The sequence below is a fragment of the Cryobacterium sp. 10I1 genome, assembly GCF_035019805.1.
In the GTDB taxonomy this organism is placed as follows: Bacteria; Actinomycetota; Actinomycetes; order Actinomycetales; family Microbacteriaceae; genus Cryobacterium; species Cryobacterium glucosi.
On record NZ_JASJVF010000001.1, the window covers coordinates 1 to 19,940 of the forward strand.

At 65.4% G+C, this 19,940-nt stretch carries 21 protein-coding genes and 1 tRNA gene; 12 read left to right on the top strand and 10 right to left on the bottom strand.

What is annotated here, in order from left to right:
• On the top strand, positions 1–669 hold a 669-nt coding region (folP, locus tag QN345_RS00005), incomplete at its 5' end, for a dihydropteroate synthase (protein ID WP_323508271.1).
• Between the two features lie 3 nt (positions 670–672).
• Positions 673–1,389, top strand: coding sequence for a pyrimidine reductase family protein (locus tag QN345_RS00010; RefSeq protein ID WP_322137245.1), 717 nt, complete (start codon positions 673–675; stop codon positions 1,387–1,389).
• A 28-nt stretch (positions 1,390–1,417) separates the two neighbouring features.
• Here the strand turns inward: QN345_RS00010 and QN345_RS00015 are convergent, their stop codons facing one another.
• The 3 genes from QN345_RS00015 to QN345_RS00025 are packed head-to-tail and all read right to left on the bottom strand — an operon-like array spanning position 1,418 to position 5,315.
• On the bottom strand, positions 1,418–3,094 hold the full coding sequence (locus QN345_RS00015; protein WP_134450056.1) for a DNA repair helicase XPB: 1,677 nt from the start codon (positions 3,092–3,094) through the stop codon (positions 1,418–1,420).
• A gap of 54 nt (positions 3,095–3,148) precedes the next feature.
• A complete protein-coding gene (locus tag QN345_RS00020) occupies positions 3,149–5,035 on the bottom strand; it encodes a helicase-associated domain-containing protein (protein ID WP_322140970.1) in 1,887 nt (628 codons plus the stop codon).
• A 4-nt stretch (positions 5,036–5,039) separates the two neighbouring features.
• On the bottom strand, positions 5,040–5,315 hold the full coding sequence (locus QN345_RS00025; RefSeq protein WP_134450058.1) for a hypothetical protein: 276 nt from the start codon (positions 5,313–5,315) through the stop codon (positions 5,040–5,042).
• Between the two features lie 93 nt (positions 5,316–5,408).
• On the opposite strand from QN345_RS00025, the gene QN345_RS00030 reads away from it, so the two are divergent.
• Positions 5,409–5,789, top strand: a complete 381-nt coding sequence (locus tag QN345_RS00030; protein ID WP_134450059.1) for a cold-shock protein — start codon at positions 5,409–5,411, stop codon at positions 5,787–5,789.
• Entirely contained in the window at positions 5,782–6,366 is a 585-nt protein-coding gene (locus QN345_RS00035; protein ID WP_323508272.1) for a DUF3027 domain-containing protein, read from the top strand. Before QN345_RS00030 ends, QN345_RS00035 begins: the two co-directional genes overlap by 8 nt.
• A gap of 11 nt (positions 6,367–6,377) precedes the next feature.
• On the opposite strand, the gene QN345_RS00040 is transcribed toward QN345_RS00035, so the two are convergent.
• Both QN345_RS00040 and serC read right to left on the bottom strand, forming a co-directional pair.
• Positions 6,378–6,611, bottom strand: a complete 234-nt coding sequence (locus QN345_RS00040) for a DUF2530 domain-containing protein (RefSeq protein ID WP_322137249.1) — start codon at positions 6,609–6,611, stop codon at positions 6,378–6,380.
• Between the two features lie 8 nt (positions 6,612–6,619).
• On the bottom strand, positions 6,620–7,738 hold the full coding sequence (gene serC, locus QN345_RS00045; RefSeq protein WP_322140969.1) for a phosphoserine transaminase: 1,119 nt from the start codon (positions 7,736–7,738) through the stop codon (positions 6,620–6,622).
• 70 nt (positions 7,739–7,808) lie between these two features.
• Here serC and QN345_RS00050 point away from each other — a divergent pair, with 70 nt between their 5' ends.
• From QN345_RS00050 to QN345_RS00080, 7 genes are all read left to right on the top strand, one after another.
• Positions 7,809–8,516 carry a metal-dependent transcriptional regulator gene (locus tag QN345_RS00050; RefSeq protein ID WP_134450063.1) on the top strand — a complete coding sequence of 236 codons (708 nt, stop codon included), beginning with the start codon at positions 7,809–7,811 and terminating at the stop codon, positions 8,514–8,516.
• Positions 8,517–8,788: 272 nt separating this feature from the next.
• A complete protein-coding gene (locus QN345_RS00055; protein ID WP_322137251.1) occupies positions 8,789–9,640 on the top strand; it encodes a C40 family peptidase in 852 nt (283 codons plus the stop codon).
• 388 nt (positions 9,641–10,028) lie between these two features.
• Positions 10,029–10,526, top strand: a complete 498-nt coding sequence (locus tag QN345_RS00060; RefSeq protein WP_134450064.1) for an HNH endonuclease — start codon at positions 10,029–10,031, stop codon at positions 10,524–10,526.
• Positions 10,527–10,644: 118 nt separating this feature from the next.
• The gene (locus QN345_RS00065) at positions 10,645–11,580 is read left to right on the top strand and encodes a CHAP domain-containing protein (protein ID WP_322137252.1); all 936 of its coding nucleotides are present in this window, start codon (positions 10,645–10,647) and stop codon (positions 11,578–11,580) included.
• A gap of 38 nt (positions 11,581–11,618) precedes the next feature.
• Positions 11,619–11,690, top strand: a tRNA-Arg gene (locus QN345_RS00070).
• A gap of 144 nt (positions 11,691–11,834) precedes the next feature.
• Complete coding sequence (locus QN345_RS00075; protein WP_322188372.1) at positions 11,835–13,169, top strand: site-specific integrase; 1,335 nt, start codon at positions 11,835–11,837, stop codon at positions 13,167–13,169.
• A gap of 170 nt (positions 13,170–13,339) precedes the next feature.
• Positions 13,340–14,179, top strand: a complete 840-nt coding sequence (locus QN345_RS00080; protein ID WP_322188370.1) for a hypothetical protein — start codon at positions 13,340–13,342, stop codon at positions 14,177–14,179.
• 138 nt (positions 14,180–14,317) lie between these two features.
• On the opposite strand, the gene QN345_RS00085 is transcribed toward QN345_RS00080, so the two are convergent.
• The 4 genes from QN345_RS00085 to QN345_RS00100 form a co-directional block, all read right to left on the bottom strand.
• Positions 14,318–14,530, bottom strand: coding sequence for a helix-turn-helix domain-containing protein (locus QN345_RS00085; protein ID WP_322188368.1), 213 nt, complete (start codon positions 14,528–14,530; stop codon positions 14,318–14,320).
• Positions 14,527–15,942: a replication initiator gene (locus QN345_RS00090; RefSeq protein ID WP_322188366.1), complete on the bottom strand. Its 1,416-nt coding sequence runs from the start codon at positions 15,940–15,942 to the stop codon at positions 14,527–14,529. Before QN345_RS00090 ends, QN345_RS00085 begins: the two co-directional genes overlap by 4 nt.
• Positions 15,943–15,983: 41 nt before the next feature.
• On the bottom strand, positions 15,984–17,387 hold the full coding sequence (locus QN345_RS00095; protein ID WP_322188364.1) for an FtsK/SpoIIIE domain-containing protein: 1,404 nt from the start codon (positions 17,385–17,387) through the stop codon (positions 15,984–15,986).
• Positions 17,388–17,460: 73 nt separating this feature from the next.
• Positions 17,461–17,847 (bottom strand): hypothetical protein, encoded by a 387-nt coding sequence (locus tag QN345_RS00100; RefSeq protein WP_322188362.1) that lies wholly within the window; start codon positions 17,845–17,847, stop codon positions 17,461–17,463.
• A gap of 161 nt (positions 17,848–18,008) precedes the next feature.
• Here QN345_RS00100 and QN345_RS00105 point away from each other — a divergent pair, with 161 nt between their 5' ends.
• Entirely contained in the window at positions 18,009–19,220 is a 1,212-nt protein-coding gene (locus QN345_RS00105; protein WP_322188360.1) for a helix-turn-helix transcriptional regulator, read from the top strand.
• Here the strand turns inward: QN345_RS00105 and QN345_RS00110 are convergent.
• Complete coding sequence (locus QN345_RS00110; RefSeq protein WP_322188358.1) at positions 19,146–19,739, bottom strand: NUDIX hydrolase; 594 nt, start codon at positions 19,737–19,739, stop codon at positions 19,146–19,148. The genes QN345_RS00105 and QN345_RS00110 overlap by 75 nt on opposite strands.
• Positions 19,740–19,940 lie beyond the last annotated feature (201 nt).

Consider the following 19,940-nt stretch of genomic DNA (forward strand, 5'->3'; position numbering starts at 1 on the left):
GCGCCCGGCCCGCCCGTCCCCGTCGAACAGGAGATCGACCGTGTCGTCCCGGTCGTCCTGGCCTTGCGCGGCGCCGGCGCGGTCATCTCCGTCGACACTTTCCAGCCGGCCGTCGCACGGGCGGCGCTCGCGGCAGGCGCCGACGTCATCAACGACACCACCGGCATCCACGACCCGCTGATGGCGGACATCGTCGCGGACAGCGACGCGACCCTCGTCGTGACGCACAGCCTCGCTCGCCCGCGGATGCCGCACCCGGCCCCGCGCTACGGCGACGTCGTTGGCGAGGTCGCCGCGTTCCTGCGTGAGCGCACCGAGCTGGCCCTCTCCCGGGGGATCCCCGCAGAGCGGATCATCATCGATCCCGGCCATGACCTCAACAAGAACACCCGGCATTCGCTCGAGCTCACCCGGCGCCTCCCCGAGATCGCCGCGCTCGGCTACCCGACCCTCGTCGCGGTCTCCAACAAGGACTTCATCGGCGAGACCCTCGGCCGCGCCCGTGACGAACGTGTCGAGGGCTCCCTCGCCGCCGCCGTGTTCAGCATCATGCAGGGCGCCCGGATCGTGCGGATGCACAACGTGCGCGCCGCCGTGGACGCCGTTCGGATGACCGAGGCGATCCTGGGCTTCCGCGAACCGGCGTACGAGCGCCACAACCTGGCCTGAACGATGACCGACTTCAGCCAGGCGGGTCTCCTCGACGCCTACCGCATCGAGGACAGGACCGCCGCGCGGCTGCGGGTGAACTTCATCGCGAGCCTCGACGGCGCCGCGACCCACGACGGCCTGAGCGGTGGCCTGAACAATGCCGACGACAAGCTCGTCTTCGACACGCTCCGGACCCTCACCGACGTGATCCTGGTCGGCGCCGGAACGGTCCGCGCCGAGGGCTACGGTGGCATCCGCCTGGATGCCGCAGCCGAGGCCTGGCGCGTCGCGCACGGGCTCCCGCCGCAGCCGCGGATCGCGGTCGTGAGCGGGCGCCTGGATCTCGAGGCCGGGCATCCGCTGTTCACGGACGCCGCGACGCGCCCGATCGTCATCACGCACGCGGGGTCACCTGCCGACAAGCGCGCCGACCTCGAGGCCGTGGCCGACGTGCTCGTTTGCGGGGCGGCGACGATCGATCTCCCGCTCGCGCTCCGCGAGCTTGCCGCGCGGGGCCTGCGCCAGGTGCTCTGTGAGGGCGGCCCGAGCCTGTTCGGGGCGCTGCTCACGGCCGATGCCGTTGACGAACTCTGCCTGAGCCTGAGCCCGGTTCTCGAGGCAGGCACCTCTGGCCGTATCGCGCACAGTGCCGCGGCCGCGTCACGCCCGATGCGTCTCGGCCACGTGCTCACTGCCGGAGACATGCTCTTCCTGCGCTACACGCGCCCGTCGCCCTGACCGATTCCGTCGGATCGGTCAGGGCAGGTCAGCGGATGCCTGCTGCGGCCTCGTCGACCAGGGCGTCGGTGTCGAGGTTGTTCGCGTCGAGAATGGTGTAGCTGTACCCCTGCTCCGCGAGGAAGCGCTGGCGGTTCTGTGCGAAGTCCTGGTCGACGGTGTCGCGGGCGACGAGCGTGTAGAAGTTGGCGGCGAGGCCGGACTCCTTGGGACGGAGCAACCGGCCGAGCCGCTGCGCCTCCTCCTGGCGCGAGCCGAACGACCCGGAGACCTGGATGGCCACGGTCGCCTCGGGCAGGTCGACGGAGAAGTTCGCGACCTTGGAGACGACGAGCAGGTTCTCCTCGCCGACCCGGAAAGCCTGGTAGAGCCGTTCGCGTTCGTCGACGGGGGTCGCCCCGGTGAGTTTCGGCGCGTTGAGGGCGTCGGCGAGTTCGTCGATCTGGTCGAGGTACTGGCCGATCACGAGGATGCGTTCGCCGGGGTGCTTGGCGACGAGACGCTTGACCACGTCGAGCTTGGCCGGGGCGGTCGCGGCGAGCCGGTATCGCTCGTCGTCCGCTGCGGCGGCATAGGTGAGCCGCTCGGACTGCGGCAGGTCGATCCGTACCTCGTAGCAGGAGGCGGGGGAGATGAAGCCCTGGGCCTCGATCTCCTTCCACGGTGCGTCGAAACGCTTGGGGCCGATCAGGCTGAACACGTCGCCCTCGCGGCCGTCCTCGCGGACGAGCGTCGCGGTGAGGCCGAGGCGGCGGCGGGCCTGCAGTTCGGCCGTGAGCTTGAATACCGGCGCGGGAAGGAGGTGCACCTCGTCGTAGATGACGAGGCCCCAGTCCATCGCGTCGAGGAGTTCGAGGTGGGCGTACTCGCCCTTCCGCTTCGCGGTGAGGATCTGGTACGTCGCGATCGTGACGGGCTTGACTTCTTTGACCTGCCCCGAGTACTCGCCGATCTCGTCCTGGGTGAGGGTCGTGCGTTTGAGGAGCTCGTCGCGCCACTGCCTGGCCGAGACGGTGTTGGTCACGAGGATGAGCGTGTTGGTCTTCGCCGTCGCCATCGCGCCGGCGCCGACGAGGGTCTTGCCCGCTCCGCAGGGCAGGACGACGACGCCGGAACCGCCGTCGAAGAAGCTCGCGACGGCCTTGTTCTGGTAGTCGCGCAGCGCCCAGCCGTTCTCGAGCAGCGCGATGTCGTGCGGGGTTCCCGGCGTGTAGCCGGCGAGGTCCTCGGCCGGCCAGCCGAGCTTGACGAGTTCCTGCTTGAGTTGACCGCGGGCCCAGGGTTCGACGAGAAAGGAATCCGGGGTCGGGTGGCCGATCAGCAGGGGGGCGATCCGCTTGGCGCCGGAGATCTCCATCAGCACGGCCCGGTCGTTGCTCTGCAGCACGAGCTGGCCCTCGTCGTCGCGCTCGATGATCAGGCGGCCGTAGCGCCCGACGGTCTCCTCGATGTCGATCCGCACGGTCTGCGGGATCGCGAACTTGGAATACTTCTCGAGGGTCCCGAGCATGTCCGAGGCCGCATGTCCCGCCGCGCGGGCGTTCCAGAGTCCGAGCCGGGTAATCCGGTAGGTGTGGATGTGCTCAGGGGCCCGTTCCAGCTCGGCGAACACGGCGAGGTCGTGGCGCGCATCTTCGGCGAGGGGGTGGGCGACTTCGAGCAGAACCGTGCGGTCGCTCTGGACAATCAGTGGGCCATCAGACATAGCCGTTAATCCTACGCCCGCATGGCTGGGAGCCTCCCATCGGCCCACCCCCGCTTATGGGGCGGGTGTGATGCTGATGATGCTCGAGAGCGGCAGAGTGCGTTCGATGTCGGCACGGCGGTCCCTGGCGCGGAATCGGCCTCCTCCGACACTGGCCGGTTCGAGCAGGTAGTCGACGACGACCCCGCCCGGCATCGCAATGCTGACGATGACGGTCTGCTTGGACTTGATCGCCGAATCGAGTTGGCGGGCGAGCCAGGCGTCGGCGGCGACGTCTTCGCCGCCGTCCGTGGCACGGAGCTTTTCGACCAGGATGAGTGCAAGGTCAGGGGCCTCAGGGGGGAGGACCCTGGCGAGCTGGTGCCTGCGGAGGTGCAGGACCTCTCCGTCGGAGCTCTCCGCTGCGACCGGGTACTTGGCGTCGTTGAGCGCCCAGAACACGACGTCCGAGGTGAAGCGGCTCGTGAGGCGGTGGGCGTCCGCGCGGACGAGTCCGAGCGGGCCGAGGGTCTGGTCGACGGCGAGGGTGCCGAGGAGTTCATCGTCGTCCGAGCGGACGTAGCTCCGGCTGAGCGCGGTCGGTGCGGCCACCTCGCCGACCCGGATCCGTCCATACCGGCCTGCGGACTCCCGGATCAGGTACTCGATGGGCTGGGGGATACCGGTGAGTGAGATCGTGCGCAGGAAGTCGAGGAGTGACTCGGCGGTTTCACCCGCGGCGAGTGCCCGGTTGACCGAGGTCGCCGAGATTCGGTAGCTGAGGGCCAGTTCGCGGCTCTCGACGTCGGCGAGGCCGCGGAGCCGGGCGTCGATCGAGGGAGCCAGGGGGCCTGGGGAGACGATCGAGAGGTCGTTCTGCAGGTAGACGGCGCCGACTTCTGCAGGCAGGGACGCCCCGATCGTGGCGATGGCGCCCTCGAGGTCTTCGGCCAGGACAGCGGCACCGGCCGGGCTCGTGGTCTGGTGAGCGGTGATGCCGATCAGCTCGGCGTCGCGGGCGAACTCGGTGACGCGGGTGTCCATCCACTCGCCGCCTGCTGGGTAGAGCCAGGTCACGAAGCTGCGAAGTCCCTCGCCCCAGGAGACGCCGGGGCGGTGCGCGAGGATGCTGCGCACGTCGGCGGGCAGTGCCGCCTGCCAGGAGCCGGCCAGGGCCGCCCAGCGGTGCGCAGTGCCCTCGAGGAGCCAGGCCTCGCCGGCCTCCGTCTCGTTCCAGTACCCGGTCGAGTGCGCGATGAGCTGCGCCCTGGCTGCTGTCGCGACGTAGGTGGCGACGGCGTCGATATCGATGCCCATGACGGACGAGAGGCGCTTGGTGTCCGGCAGGCCGAGTCCGCCCCGGCTGAGCTCGCGCACGGGCTCCCGGGAGAGTTCGGTGACGAGCTCTGCGATTGAGGAGACCGCCGCGAAGGCACGTTCGGCGGCGAGGCGGTCGGTGAAGCGGCTGTCGGTCGTGATCACGGTAGCGAGTGCGGAGGGCGCGGGTGTCGATGCGAGTTCGAGGGCGGACGGCAGGCCGAGGTCGGGCCAGGTGGCCAGGTGCTCGGCGACCGCCGGATATACCCTGAGGCCGTCGTCGGACAGGAGTGCGAGCATCAGTTCGTCGAGCACGGCTGCGCGCGCGGCGACATCCGCTCGGGTGACGGGCAGGCCGCCGAGCTCGGTGAGGCGGGAAGTGAGCGCATCGAGGCCGAGGGACGCGCCGGGCACACCCGTCGGCTCGGTCGGTTCGGCGGGCGCCTCGGTGGCGGTGATCGCAAGCACGGCCAGAGTCGACCGGTCGAGCCGGGAGAGGGCTGCCTGGACCGCGGCCGGATTCAGCAGGGCTTCGGCGAGGTCGAAGAAATCACGGATGCCGTGGGCTGAGATCGCGCGGATCTCGATCGTGCGGCGCAACGCCGCGTCGTCGAGGGCACGAAGGCGTGAGGCGAGCGTCAGCACGGCGTTACTCCCCGTTCTGTCGTGCCTCGCGAGCGCGGCGGACGGTGGTCGTCACCAGGAGAACGATAATCAGGATGAATCCAATCGGCAGTCCGACAAGCGGGAGCGCGAGGATCGCGGGCCAGACACCCTCGCCGAAGCCGTTGTTGGCGCCGGCGCCGAGCCAGGTGCCGATGATGACGGCGAAGAACGCGAGGATCGACAGGCCGACGGTGGCGGCGACCATATAGGCGAGGATGCGTTCCGGCCGGCCGGCGGCGTGTGGAGTTTGATTGGTCACAGTGTCAAGGATACGGGGCGGGGACGAGTGCAACCGAATAAGCTGGGTGCGGTTGGCGCGCATGTCGCGCGCCCGGAATTCAGCGAGGTCCAGATGCCCACCGGCAAGGTCAAGTTCTACGACGAGGAGAAGGGTTTTGGCTTCATCAGTTCCGATGACGGCCAGGAGGTTTTTCTCCACGCTTCTGCGCTGCCCACCGGAGTGACGGTCAAGCCAGGAACGAAGCTCGAATTCGGCATCGCCGATGGCAAGCGCGGCGCCCAGGCGCTGTCCGTGCGCATCATCGAAGCGCCGCCGAGCCTCGTCAAGCTCAGCCGCAAGCCCGCCGACGACATGGCCATCATCATCGAGGACCTCGTCAAGGTGCTCGACGGCATCGGTGCGAGCCTGCGTCGCGGCCGTTACCCCGATAGCGCCCACAGCCACAAGATCGCCGCCATGCTTCGCAAGGTCGCAGAGGAACTCGATGCCTGAGCAGATCCAAGACACCACACTCGACGTACCGGCTGTCGACGCCGTCGCCGATGACGCCGTGGCCGACGACGCCGAGTCGACGGCAGCGGATGCCGTTCCCACCGACGAGACACTCGTCGCTGCTGTCGAGGTGGCCAGGGCCGCCCTCCTCACCTTCACGCCGGAAGACACCATCGGCGACCCCCTCGGACACGTCGTCGAGGGTGACCGGGTCGTGTCGCTGCTCTTCGACTGCACCATGACCGGGTATCCGGGCTGGCGCTGGACCGTCACGCTCTCGCGCATCGACGGGGAATCCCTGCCGCAGGTGCTCGAGACCGAGCTCACGCCGGGGGACGAGGCCCTCGTCGCACCCGAGTGGATCCCGTGGTCCGATCGCCTCGCCGACTACCGCACGGCCCAGGACCTGGTCGCTGCGACCGCGGCCGCCGACGCTCTCGACGACGACACCGATGACGATGACGATGACGACGACACCGATGACGACGACACCGATGACGACGACGCAGACGACGACGATGATGACGAAGAAGAAGACGATGACATCGACCCGGACGACATCGACGAAGACGAATAGCGTCTGACGCGCTACCGGCGCCTCAGGCGCAGCCAGACCAGCCCGGCGACGCCGAGACCGACCCCGGCCACCGCGCACCACAGCCACCAGCCGAGCCCGCGGGCCGCGAGCTCACCCTGGAAAGCCAGGGCGAGACCCGCGGCCACGAGCCAGGCGAGTGCTCCGATCAGGATCGGCGTGCGCGCATCCGCTTTCGCCGGCTCAGGATCGGGCCGGCGCTCGCTGTCTCTCAGCCAGAGGCGCACGAGGACCGCTATTTGCCCAGGTTGGCGACGACGAATTCGATGGACTTGACGAGCTGGCGTACGTCGTTCGGCTCGATCGCCGTGAACGTCGCGACGCGCAGCTGGTTGCGGCCGAGCTTGCGGTAGGGCTCGGTGTCGGAGATGCCGTTCGCGCGCAGCGCCTTGGCTACGGCGGAGGCATCGATCGCGTCGTCGAAGTCGATCGTCGCGACAACCTGCGAACGGTGGTCGGGGTTGACGACGTACGGCGTCGCGTAGTCAACGGTCGCTGCCCAGTCGTAGAGCACCGAGGAGGACTCGCGGGTGCGTGCGGAGGCCCAGGCGAGGCCGCCATTGCCGTTGATCCAGTCGAGCTGGTTCTCGATCAGGAGCAGGGTGGCCACGGCCGGCGTGTTCAGGGTCTGGTTGAGGCGCGAGTTGTCGATCGCGTTCTTCAGGCTGAGGAACTCCGGGATGTACCGGCCGCTCGCGGCGATCTGCTCGACGCGCTCGATGGCCGCGGGGGAGAAGAGCGCCATCCAGAGGCCGCCGTCGGAGGCGAGGTTCTTCTGCGGGGCGAAGTAATACGCATCCGCCTGGTCGGCGGCGTAGTCGATGCCGGCGGCGGCGCTCGTGGCGTCGATGACGGTCAGCGCTCCGGCGTCGCCGTGCACGCGGGTGACGGGCGCCATCACACCGGTCGAGGTCTCGTTCTGCGGCCAGGCGTACACGTCGACGCCCTCGGTCGGAACGGCCTCGCTGCGCGAGCCCGCCGGGGCCTTGATCACGTCGGGTGCTTCGAGGAACGGTGCGCTCGCCGCGGCAGCGAACTTGCCGCCGAACTCGCCGAAGACGAGGTTCTGGGCCTTCTTGGAAATAAGGGAGAACGCGGCTGCATCCCAGAAGGCGGTGGACCCGCCGTTGCCGAGGACGACTTCGTAGCCTTCCGGAGCGCGGAGCAGCTCCGCCAGGCCGGTTCGGACCCGGCCGACCAGGTTCTTCACCGGCGCCTGACGATGGGAGGTACCGATAATGGACGTGCCAGATTTAAGGAGGTACTCAAGCTGTTCCTGACGGACTTTGGACGGGCCGCAGCCAAATCGTCCGTCAACGGGCAAGAGTTCGGAGGGAATTATCAGATTCGACATGAGGCGATTCTAACGACCCCTAACACGGCGATAAGGTTGTGACGCACACGGAGGCACTGGGAGGCCGGCGATGACTGATCTGATCGACACGACCGAAATGTATCTCCGCACCATCCTCGATCTGGAGGAGGAGGGGATCGTCCCCCTCCGGGCCCGGATCTCCGAACGACTGGGCCATTCCGGCCCGACCGTCTCGCAGACCGTCGCGCGCATGGAGAGGGATGGGCTCGTCGTCGTGTCCGGCGACCGCCACCTCGAACTCACGATCAACGGGCGCCGTAAGGCCGTGCATGTCATGCGCAAGCACCGCCTCGCCGAGCGCCTGCTGAGCGACGTGATCGGCCTCGAATGGGAGTTCGTCCACGACGAAGCCTGCCGCTGGGAACACGTCATGAGCGAACAGGTCGAGCGCAAGATCCTGGAGATGCTCGGGCATCCCACCGAGTCACCGTATGGCAACCCGATCCCTGGGCTCGACGAACTGGGCGACTCGCCCGCCGTCGCATTCATGGCGGGAGTCACGAACCTCGTCGAGGTCGTCGCGGGGTCGACGACCCCGGTGACCGCCGTCATCCGCCGCCTCGGCGAACCGGTGCAGTTCGACCCGGAACTCCTCGCCCAGCTCAAGAACGCCGGCGTGATGCCGGGCAATTCGGCGGTTTTCTCGGCACTCGGCTCCTACGTTCTCGTCGAGGTCGCGGGGTTCGCTGAGGGTCTCGAACTGCCCAATGAAGTCGCGAGCCACATCTTCGTGGCTACCCCGGTCGCCGCTCTCTAACCGCCCGTTTCGCGGGGCAAAATCCGAACGGATGCCGGGTTGTCGTCGGTCGAAAGATGACCCTTTCGTTACGCGTTCGTTACTAAATCGTCACCAAGGGGTGACAAACGGAGAAACCTCACGTACTGTCGGACGAGTCCCACAGGCCAGAACCGGCCGCCGGGCTCGAAGCAGGACGTCTCTCTTCCCGTCTCCTGGTTCGGTAACACATGCGACCAACGCATTGGACGGGGCAACTACCTAGTGTTGTCGAGGCGCCGGAGGTACACACTTTGGCCGAAGAATTAGGTAGAAGACTGTCCCGTCGAGGTTCTGCCCCGACACCCGCACGGCCGGCCCCGACGCCGGCGCAGCGTGAAGAGGCCCCCGCGCGCGGGATCTTCACCCGCCCGTCACGCCGGCGCGGCGCCATCGCCAACGTCGTGATGATGACCCTGGCCGGCGGACTCGTCGCCACCATGGCGATCCCCGCATACGCGTTCGCGCCGAGTTCTCCCGGCACGGATATCGCGCACGGCACGACGGCATCCACGGCCCTCACGCGGTCGGGCGCCCAGTCGCTCACCGTCGCCGACCAGGCCTCGACCGTCAGCGTCGCCCGCGACGGCTTCAGCGCCACGACGCCGGAAGAGATCGCCGCGGCCAAGGCAGCAGCAGCATCTGCGGCCGCCGCAGCAGCAGCCGAAGCGCGCCGCGTCGCCGCGGCCGCCTCCATGACGACGTATGCGGCCGCGTATTCGGGGCCGTCGGTCTCCGACTTCCTGGCGAACCCGTCCTACCCGACGTTCAGCCTCGCATCCGTCTATAACGTCGGCCTGCAGTACCAGGGTGTTCCCTATGTCTACGGTGGGTCGACCCCCGCCGGTTTCGACTGCTCGGGCTTCGTCATGTACGTCTACGCCCAGTTCGGGATCAGCCTGCCGCATTCGGCAGCAGGCCAGGGCGCCGCGGGCACCCGCATCTCCCTCGCCGATGCGCAGCCGGGTGACCTTGTCATCATGGACGGTCACGACGGCATCTACGCCGGCAATGGCAACATTCTGCACGCGCCCTATGAGGGGGCTTCCGTGAGGGTGCAGCCCATCTGGACGAGCTCGTACTACATCGTCCGCCTCGGGATCTGAGTCGCTCCGACGGGCCCGGCGCGGCCGTGACGGGGCCTCGCCGGGCGGCAACGATGTGAACAATGCGTAACAGCTTGCCCACGAAGTGTTGTGGGGTGCTGCGCGGCGTGTCGCTTGTGCGTTAACCTGATGCTCTGTAGTACTGCGAGTCTTTTGGGAGAGCCAATGCGCGAGCGATGCACGATCCACACCATGGATGTGCGCTGCCGCTTTGCGTTGCGGCACGGCAGTCAAACTTGTCTGAGTTGTGCGTGTTCTCGCGTTTCAGACCGTAGGGCGTTGTCATTGTGACAGCGCCCTTTTTGTTTGCCCGTTTGCCCCTGACTCTCGGTGCGAGGGAGTAGATCGAATGGCTGGAAGCCGTCCAGCCCTTTTCGAAAGGGAACGAATGCGCACACTTGTTCTGAACGCGGGCTACGAGCCCCTCGCCGTGGTCTCGTTCAAACGGGCCATCGTGCTGGTCATGAATCAGAAGGCCACCATCGTGGCCGCCGACCAGGCCCACCCGGTCTGGGCGACGACAGGCTCGTGGGATCGACCGAGCGTGATCATCCTCACGCGGTACGTGCATCTCCCGCGCTCCCGTTCGCTGCCGGTGAGCCGGCGCGGCGTACTCCGCAGGGATGACCATCGCTGCGCGTACTGCGGCCGGACTGCGAATACGATCGACCACGTGCAGCCCCGTTCCCGCGGTGGCCGGGACAGCTGGGACAACCTCGTGGCCTGCTGCCTGCGCTGCAACAACATCAAGAGCGATCGCACTCCCGCCGAGATGGGCTGGGATCTGCTCTTCCATCCGAAGATCCCGATCGGGTCCAGCTGGGTCGTGCGCGGAGTCGAGCGACCATTGCCGCAATGGGACGAGTATCTTGCGCCTGCCGCCTGATCAGGCAATGTAACGGATGTGTAACGCCGGGGGTGACTTCTTCGACGGTTTCCCCTAGGGTGGGATGAACCCGATTGATACGCCACGATCCAGAGGAATCCTGTTGCCCGAGTCTGGCGTGTCCGATTCCGAAGCGAGCCCCGAGGTCTTTCTCACTCGTCGCGAACTCCGGGCCAAGCGCGACGCGCTCCCGGCTTTGAGCCCGGCCACGGAGCAATTCCTGGCACCGAAGCCCGAACCCGTCGTCGTTCCCGCAGTGAGGCCGCGTAGCCGTTTTTCGGCCTCGCCCGCGAAGCCGGTCGGTCGTTTCCCACGCAAGCGGCGGCATCCGGTCAAGATCGCGATCGCCGTGTTCGCCATCCCGGCCATCTTCCTCACCGCGGCATTGCCCGCGTACGCCTTCACTCCGCGCGCAGCCGGTGACATGACGAGCGCAACGCACTCGTCGGGGAACAAGACCGTGCAGGGCCTCACCGTCGCAGCAGCGGCGACCGCGGTCACTGTTTCGCGTGACGGCTTCGCTGCCACCACGAAAGAGCAGCTCGCGGCGCAGGCGCTCGCGGCCAAGAAGGCCCTCGCTGCCCAGCAGGTGGCGACCGCCCGTGCCGCTGCGGCGGCCTTCGCCGTCTACGGCGTGCGTGCGGAGGGTGATGACTACCCCTGGTACAACATGCCCACCGAGTCGCAGGGTGGCGGCCTATCCCCGCTCAGTTACTACTACCGCGAGTGTGTCGACTTCGTGGCCTGGCGCCTGAACCGCGACGCCGGTTCGACCGGCTCTTCCTGGCGCTGGACCTGGAACAGCCTGACCCCCGGCGGCGGCAACGCGAGCGCCTGGGCGAGTGCGTGGTCCAACCACGGCTGGACCACGAGCAAGACACCCGTCGTCGGCGCGGTCGCCTGGTTCAACTACAACCATGTCGCTTATGTGCAGTCGATCGGCGGTGACGGATCCGTCGTGCTCGAGGAGTACAACTGGATGGGCAGCCACGCGTATCACAAGCGCACGGTCTCGCCGAGCGACGTCGCGCTGTTCCTATACCCGCCCGCGTGATCCTGATCGGGCTCGCACCAGCTAAACTTTGACAGCCAGCCTCTGTAGCTCAACGGAAGAGCAGTTCCGTCCTAAGGAAACGGTTGGGGGTTCGAATCCCTCCAGGGGCACACTGAAATAGCCTTCGATGCCAGTAAAAGACTGGTGAAGCGCATTTCCTCGTCATCACTAGTCGTCACCTGATATCAGGTGTATGTGTGTACCTATGTGTGTACCCATGTGTGTACTTATGTGTGTACCGAATCGCACGGCTCATGCCTAAGAAGCGATCGCCTGGCGACGGTGCTCTGTTCTACATCCCATCGAAGAATCTCTGGCGCGGCGTCATCGACATCGGCTTTACTCCCGATGGACGACGGAAGCAGGAGACGGTCACCTCGCGCACTCAGCGCGGCGCCCGCGACAAGCTGAACGAGCTCAAGGAGGAGATCAAGATCTATGGCGCGCCACTGGATCGACGGCGAACCGTAGAGCAGTGGGCGAGCCATTGGCTTGAAACTGTCTGTCGGCCCAAGCTCAAGCCGAAGCCGTTCGCCGCCTATGAGTCGGTGACACGCAGCTGGATCGTCCCCGTGATCGGCAAGAAGCGGATGTCCCTTGTGAAGCCTTCCGACGTGCGCGAGGTCTACCAGCGGATTGCGCAGGCGGGCCGCTCGTCGTCGACAGCGCTGAAGGCGCATAACATCATGTCAGCCATGTTCGAATCGGCCCGCCGCGACGGCATCGTCGGCCGTAATGTCGTCGCCGACGTCGATGCGCCGCGGGCCGCGATCTCGAGCCGGGACGCCTTGCCGACTCAGGACGCGATCAAGATCCTCGCGGCAGCAAGCGTGCGAACCGATGGGACCCGATGGTGGACAGCCCTGCTCGGTGGCGTGCGGCAAGGGGAGCGCCTCGGGGCCACCCTCGACAGTCTCGACCTAGACAAGGGCTTGTTCACAATTCAGTGGTCATTGACGGAAGCACGGTTTGAACATGGCTGCGGCGGCAAGTGCGCTGTCAAACGCGGCGGATCTTGCCCGAAGCGTCGATTGATCTTGGCCGATGGCCTTGAGTACCGACAACTCGACGGACGCCTTTGTCTCGTGCGGCCGAAGTCCGGGAAACCTCGGACTTTCCCCTTGATTCCCCAGCTCGTCGAAGCACTCCGTCGCTATCTCGCTGCGACCGCGGATCGGCCAAACCCGCACGGTCTCATCTGGCGCAACCCCGACGGTTCTCCGATCACGTCGGGCCAGGACAGCGAGGAATGGCGAGACCTCCTTTTGGCCGCCGGCGTGATCACCGCTGAGCAGGCGAAGCCACTCAAGGACCAGGCCGAGGGAACGCCACCCGCGCCGACGACACATTGGGCACGGCACACAACGGCGACGGTTCTTATGGAGCTGGGCGTCGACGCCCGCATCATCGGAGAGATCGTCGGTCACGCCTCCGACGAGATCACTCGCCGCTACCAACACGTTTCGAGTGCTGCTGCCAGGGATGCCATGGACCGCTTGGGCACCCACTTCGCCGGGGCGCTATCACCGCATTCAACTAGTCTAGGTACTGCACGACAGCGGGCGGTCAGTCCGTCAATCGACTCGTAGGTGTACACCGCCACCTACGAATCTCGCACGTGGCGGAGGCGATTGCTGGCGGTGTACCTTTCCAAGAATCGCAAGGCCTAACCTGCCGGGCGCCAGCAACACGAGCCGAGTTGTAGGCTGAGGAGCCCTCCGGCAGACCTGAAGAATGCATATAGCTCACAGAGACGATCATGAACAAACTGACCGTAAGGCTCATCTCCTTCCTTGCACTTCTGGCAGCGGCTGGAATTGCTGTCGCTCTCCTGCTGGATGGCCTGATCCCGGCGTGGATGCAAGACCACGCGCTGACTGCCGGAGTCTTATCTGGAACTATCGGTTTGCCGCTCACGACGCTTGTCGCCCTCTTTCTCGTTGATTACTTTGTGGACCGCGCTGAGGCAGCACGCCGGCAACCTCTGATCGCGTTCCTCGTGACGGCGGTTACTCACGATGCCTGGAAGATTCTGAACTATCTGGTACCCCGCGACCCGCACATCAAAGAGAACCGAGTCGGGGCGCAGATGTCGGCCGTTCGCCATGCCGTGGTTGCGTCAGACATGTTCGATATCGTCCAACAAGACTTGGAACAGTCGCCTTCGCCCTTCCTTCCAGAAGGGTGGACGCCATTTCCACCATCGCCTTTCGTGCCAGGCGGCAGCGTTCCCCGCGCTATGCACACGGAACCACGAGTCGTCGACGCGCTCGGCCGCGGGACAGCGGCCCTCCGGCAACATATGCAACAACTCTCAGATGCCCAGGGCAACGTAGCGCTGTTGCACTTCACACATATCCTTGAGGCCGAGTGCCTGCAGTGGGTAGATTTTTATCTTGAAACGGCCCGGATTTCCGGTGGCTCCCAGCCTGATCAAGTTCAGGAACTCGACATATATCGGCGCTGGACTGGCGCCGAGTTGCTGGCAGGCCTACTTATCCACTTAGGTGCAATAGACGTCGGAGAAGAACAGAAGAAATCATGGATAAAGGAACCTCGGAGTCTCGACGATTTTTGGGCGGTATCTAGCCGGACCTAGGTTTGGACCCCCGCCTAACGACCGCGGCTTAGTTTCAGACGGGCTCCCATTGACGGGAGACGAATATGACATCGTCTTGCGAAACGAGGCGTCGGAGCTGACTCGGAGCGACTAGGGACCGAGGATGCCACCCAGCGGTTACAATCGCCTCGGCTCGTCTGGCAGCGTCTCAACGAACTTCCTCAGCTCGTCGATCGTGAAGATCGGCTTCCGCCCTGAATAGCGGGGGAGCAGGTCTCCGCGACGCATGTACGCCCGGACCGTTGACGGGCTCAACCCGAGTAGTCGCGCGGCAGTGCCCGTATCGACGGCGATTGGTTCAAATGCCACCTCGCCGGATTCATCGCTCATATTTCTGGTCCTCCTGCGGAATCGGATAGTTGGCGAGCCGCCCATCGTGCCTCACGTTCGCGGACGGCCGCGGAGACAGCCAGCAAACGCTCGCCGCTTGTCGCGAGACCATGCTTCTCGTACTGCCACTCGGAGTCGCGCTGTGCCGGCTGCTGGGGTGCTGCAGTAGTGACGCCCATTGCCCCTAAGAGGGGGGCGTCATATCTATGGCTTTGACTCTGCTTCCTGTACTCGGACCGGCGTGCCCGCAGGGCAGTCATTGTCGTGGAGTAACTGCGCGACTTCGTCGTGATGTGACCGCGGTAGCCGAGTGCGTGAAGCCAGTCGAGCATGCGCTCGCGCTCAGGATCGGCGGCGATCAGAACGATCGTCCGAAGCAAGTTGCGGAAATGGTCAGAGACTTGCAGATGCTCAATCGCGTATCGACTGATTCGTCGTGGTGCCAAGCCGAAGTCTGCAACGGACTTCGTGACGTACTTGGCGAGGTAACCGGCAACACGGCGACCGCTGGCGGTGGACCCGCCATTATTGAAAGAGGACGCGGTCTCGTTGGTCTCGTCCGGCGTCGGGAGACACTGCGCGTCCATCTGACTGCCGAATACAAGCGCAATAACGTCGCCGTCAGAGCCAGGCACCTCGATGTGCGTTGAGATCGCGGCTTGGCGTGCCAACCCGGCGAGAACATCCGCCGTGATCGTCGTGACAGGCGGTTGAGGTGGCTCCTTAGAGGGCACGTCCGCCGAGTCGAGCCGAATGACCGAATGGAAATGCGGTGCACCCCGACGCTGCATCTCCACAACTTTGACGAACGAAACCCGCAAAGCTTTCGGAGATTCGCCGCGCGATACCAACTCCCGCCGCAACATCCGGCGCAAAGTCAGTGTGAACCGCGCCCACAGCTCCGGTGCGTGCCAAGTGAAGAGCACGTGACCGACATAGTCATAGCAGTCCGGGCAGATCGGCTGTCCAATGAGCTCGTCTGCACCGTCGTGGACCCTGTGGCATTCCATCGGCCGCCCGTGTCGACATTGACGAGGGCGCGAGAACCCATCGTCTTTCGTCGGTGTGCACGTTAGCGGCCCCGCGGAGTGGACGGCGCCGAAGCTTGGTGCCGTGAGAGTGACGAAGACCTTCGGATGAACTGACACGGACTGGGGGACGTCCTGGCCACCACCGAGTCCCGCATGCACGAGGTGCCAAGTGTCGCCGGCATAGAGATCCGAGCACGACGGGCAGACGGCTTGGCGCCGGTTCTTGCAGCGGACCAGAATCTTCGCGCTACCCGTCTCGTCGCTACGTGTGAGGTGAATCGGTGAGGCGCAGTAGCCTGCCGCCGCCACGCGGGCCCACCATCGGTCGTAACCGATCGAGGACGCGCGGGCAATGATCTCGGCGATTTCGTAGTCGTCCACTTGGAGCAGTCGTTGGTCGAACGTGCCAGATCGGGCAATCACTATGCGGACCCTTCGTCGGTGTGTGGTTCCGGCGCGCGGTACGTCGCCGCGAGAATAGCAATGTCGGTGTCGGTGACGTGAAACGCGCGTACGCGGCTAATCCGTGCTTTTCCGTCTTCGGAGACGTAGCCGACACCGGGGGTCTGATCACTGATCAGATCGCACAGCGCGCCGCGCTCGCGTGCGCCGGTTCCGAGGACCATCCCCACTTGAATGCCCTCGGTCAAACGCAGGCCGATCCGGATTGGGAAGAGCTGCCTGAGCGACAGCACCTGCTTGCTCGGATCTTGAACGCAAGCGATGACGGTTACCCCGACGGCGCGGCCCTGCGACAGGATGAGACCGAGTAACTGCTCGATCTCCGCCTTAAGCTTCCTGTCGGTCAGATACTCGGTAAGTGTCGCGAGCTCGTCGATGACGATCACGATCAGTGGTTCCTCGACTGTGGGGACGTGCTGACGGGTCACCCCGCGAAGTCGGTTCGCGCGAGCTACGAGAATCGAGCAGGCGTCCCGGAGGAGTGCGAGGGTGTTCTCTCCGGTGTCATGACTGAAACGGGTGAAAAGGGCTTCGCCGGCGGCGAACTCCATTCCGCCCTTGGGGTCGACGACCCAGAGGGCGACCAGCCCGTCTCGAATCGCGGGCGCCAGGCCGCAGATCACCGACCAGACAACGCTGCCTTTGCCGGCACCGGTGGCGCCCGCGACCAGCATGTGGTGCCCTTGGATCCCAAGATTCCAACTCAAGCCATCGTCGCGCAGACCGACCCGGACGTGCCGCAGGTCGGTGGGCTCCGTTGGCGCGGGCGTGATCAGGGGAGTCGCGAGGACGTCGGAGTGCTGCACGGTGATCACGATCCAGCCCGGCGCGATCGGTTCGATGTGCACGGCCATGGCCCCGAAGGCGTAGGCGAGCGATTCGGATCGTGAGGACCAGTCGCTAAATGTCTGGCCGATCAGGATATTGACCGTCAATTTATCTCGGTCATAGCCCACCTCGACCTTGCCGAGCACCGGAACCAGCACGGTGCCATCGAGACCGGCCGTCAGACCGTGCAGAGCGCACACGCTCGGCCACCGGCGCAGGTAGTGAAACCGGCGGCGCCGCTTCCACATGCGGCCGGTGATCCAGGCTCGAAAGGACAACGGTCGGAAGATTCGCCACAGCACGAGCGCAGCAACGAAAGTCAGGGCGAGGGCGGAACCCTGCTGCCAGCCACCCTTGGTGAATACCCACACGGATAGGAGAATCGGGACGCTGAGGATCGGGAAAAGAAGGGACCACCACGTCAGGCGTGCCACGGTGCGGATAGCCAGCCAGGTGAGCTGAACCACGGCGACGATCAGAGCGTCCAGGATGCCGGTCGCGACGAGTGGCGGCTGACTGTTTTCGCTTCGTACCACTTTGGACCTCCCTACAGTTTGGTTGCAGGCCCGCTCAGCTCGATGGGGTGAGCTGAGCGAGCCTGCGTCTGGACTACGCGCCTGGCTTGCCGGCCGGGTTTCCGGTGGTACCTGCCGGGCGTTCGGCACCCGTCGCGGAGTGAGCTCCCGGAATTGCGCCGCTGGCTGTTCGCAGCGCGGATGCCCGGTATGCAACACCGGACCTGTCGCCCTGGGTCCACGGGATCGCAACCAGGTTGTCCACAGCTACGGCCGACCCCACCGCGACGGCGGGCTGTCCGACGACGGTGATCGCCAAGACCTCACCGCCCGTCGAGTCGAGTGCCGCCACCTGCACCTGCCACAGGGGCAGCCCGGTTTCGCGGTCCAAGCGAGCGGCCCCGCTCTCGCGGTCTGTCCGCGCTTCCGGCGCGCGAGTGCAGAAGAAGGCAACGCCCTCCGTATTGATCATGAGCTTCATGTGTGTTTCTCCTCCTCGATGTGTGGCCTCGGAGCGGGCCATACCTGAAGCAAATCGCCACGGAGGAATGAAGATAAGTGACGCTGGTTGACGGGGGCTGACGCAACCGTCTCTTCGAGTAACCCTTGAATTCCGCCTTGATCAGGGCATGATGAACGATCATGGTCGCTCCCGCCGCGGTCCCAACAGGTGCTGGTCCCGCCTTGCGCGGCGCGCGCCAGGCACGGGGTTGGAGTCAAGACGCCGCGGCGAATACGTTTATCCGGATCTCCGAGCGCCTCGGCATATCGGCCGGCGAGTTCGGCTCCGTTCGAACGGCTTTCTCCCGCTGGGAGAACGGGAAGCGAACACCGGACGCGGCCAACCGTCGAGTCCTTCGCGAGATGTACGGCCTCACGGATGTTGAACTCGGCTTCTCAAATGGCGACCCGGCGCTCGGATCCGTCGATGCCTTTGCAGAGCTGTCGGCTCGCGTGCTTAGCGCCGAACGAGTCGACAGCGCTCTCGTCACCCTCATGAAAACCCAGACGCACTACTTCAGGCTGCAAGACCGACGCTTTGGCGCTGCGATCATGCTCGATCAGATGACCGCGCACGTCGACATGCTTAAGGGGTTGCTCGCACATTCCGTCGCTGCCGGCCAGCGGGAAGCGCTGGCCCGTGTCCTTGCTGACGCTGCGGCCCTGGCCGGATGGCAGGCCCTTGACTCAGGCGCCGCGAAGCGCGCATGGGATCACTTCACGACTGCTCGCCTCGCGGGTCTTGAGGGGAACCAACCCGCACTGCTCGCGCACGCCATCGGCGAACAGGCCTATGCGCTGCTCGAGTTGGGCCGACCGACGAAAGCCCGCGAACTGATCGCGTACGCCTCGGCACTTGCGCCGCTTCCTCCGATGTTGCGTGCATGGCTGCTTGCAGCGGAGGGGGAGTTCCTGGCGGCCGAAGGCGCTGCCGAACCAGCCCGACGCGCATTCGAGCAGGCCTTCAAGATTCTTCCCGCTGATCCGGTGGACTTCGAACTACCGTTTCTAACGCTGGATGTCACTCACCTGACTCGATGGAGGGGCAGTGCATTGTCACAGCTGGGCGACCCGGCTGCGATTGACGATCTCAGGAACGTGCTCGTCGACCTCGATCCGGACTTCGTTCGCGCGCGGTGCGCCGTTCACGCTGATCTTGCGCGAGCCTTGGCCGCTGCAGGTCAACGTGATGAGTCGAGGCAACACATCCGGCTCGCCAAAGAGCTTGCTCGCGAAGTCGGGTCGCAGCGGCTTCTCAATCGCCTTGCGGCAATCGAACTACCCAGTCCTCGAGGCCAACAATTGGAGCAACCCGACGATCGACCCAGCACCGGCGATCAACCCCGCCGATAGGAGGGATGCAACTTCTGTCAGCGGCACCCATTTAACGATCGACGCTTCTTCGGCATCCGTGGGCTCGCCGACATGCTCAGCTCCATAGGCCGTGAAGATGACGTGCGGGCTGTCGACCATCCCAGGCATCGGCTGAAACTCTGCCAACCGTTCCAACGTCAGCGGCTTCCAGCCAGTCTCTTCAACGACTTCCCGAATGGCAGTTCGATCATCGCTCTCACCGGCCTCTGCGATCCCGCCAGGAAGTTCCCAGCCCCAGGAATCCGGTACGAAACGATGCCGCCAGAGAAGCAGAACGCGGTCGATGTCGTCAACGACCGCGACCATGACCACGCGCTGCAAGCGGACGACGTGGTGTTCGAACCGGTTGCCGTCGGGAGGTGTCACGTCGGCAAGCGTCAGACGCACCCACTTATTCTCATACAGGGACCGTTCCCCGTGCTGTACCCAGCGCAATTCGTCGATCTCTCCGAGACCGCCCAGCTCTGGCAGAGAATCCGCCCCAACGTTAGGTTCCACGGTCTGATCGTAGCCAGATGCGGCGGCAACCGACTCCGGGTCAGGGCGATTCTACTGAGAATTTCATTCGCGTCGGATTTCTGCAGGCAAGGCGGCGCGGTCCGCTTCGCTCCCCGCTCCGCCGCTGCGCAACCACCGGGCTGGACCTCAGCGTGAAATCAACCCTCGGTCCGTGTCCAAATTATCTCTACTCCGTCAAGT

Coding starts and splice junctions, on each gene's coding strand:
- serC (WP_322140969.1), bottom strand. CDS start 7,738: ATGTCGAATCTGATAATTCCCTCCGAACTCTTGCCCGTTGACGGACGA.
- QN345_RS00100 (WP_322188362.1), bottom strand. CDS start 17,847: ATGAAGCTCATGATCAATACGGAGGGCGTTGCCTTCTTCTGCACTCGC.
- QN345_RS00015 (WP_134450056.1), bottom strand. CDS start 3,094: ATGTCTGATGGCCCACTGATTGTCCAGAGCGACCGCACGGTTCTGCTC.
- QN345_RS00030 (WP_134450059.1), top strand. CDS start 5,409: ATGCCCACCGGCAAGGTCAAGTTCTACGACGAGGAGAAGGGTTTTGGC.
- QN345_RS00010 (WP_322137245.1), top strand. CDS start 673: ATGACCGACTTCAGCCAGGCGGGTCTCCTCGACGCCTACCGCATCGAG.
- QN345_RS00080 (WP_322188370.1), top strand. CDS start 13,340: ATGAACAAACTGACCGTAAGGCTCATCTCCTTCCTTGCACTTCTGGCA.
- QN345_RS00105 (WP_322188360.1), top strand. CDS start 18,009: ATGGTCGCTCCCGCCGCGGTCCCAACAGGTGCTGGTCCCGCCTTGCGC.
- QN345_RS00050 (WP_134450063.1), top strand. CDS start 7,809: ATGACTGATCTGATCGACACGACCGAAATGTATCTCCGCACCATCCTC.
- QN345_RS00035 (WP_323508272.1), top strand. CDS start 5,782: ATGCCTGAGCAGATCCAAGACACCACACTCGACGTACCGGCTGTCGAC.
- QN345_RS00060 (WP_134450064.1), top strand. CDS start 10,029: ATGCGCACACTTGTTCTGAACGCGGGCTACGAGCCCCTCGCCGTGGTC.
- QN345_RS00075 (WP_322188372.1), top strand. CDS start 11,835: ATGCCTAAGAAGCGATCGCCTGGCGACGGTGCTCTGTTCTACATCCCA.
- QN345_RS00085 (WP_322188368.1), bottom strand. CDS start 14,530: ATGAGCGATGAATCCGGCGAGGTGGCATTTGAACCAATCGCCGTCGAT.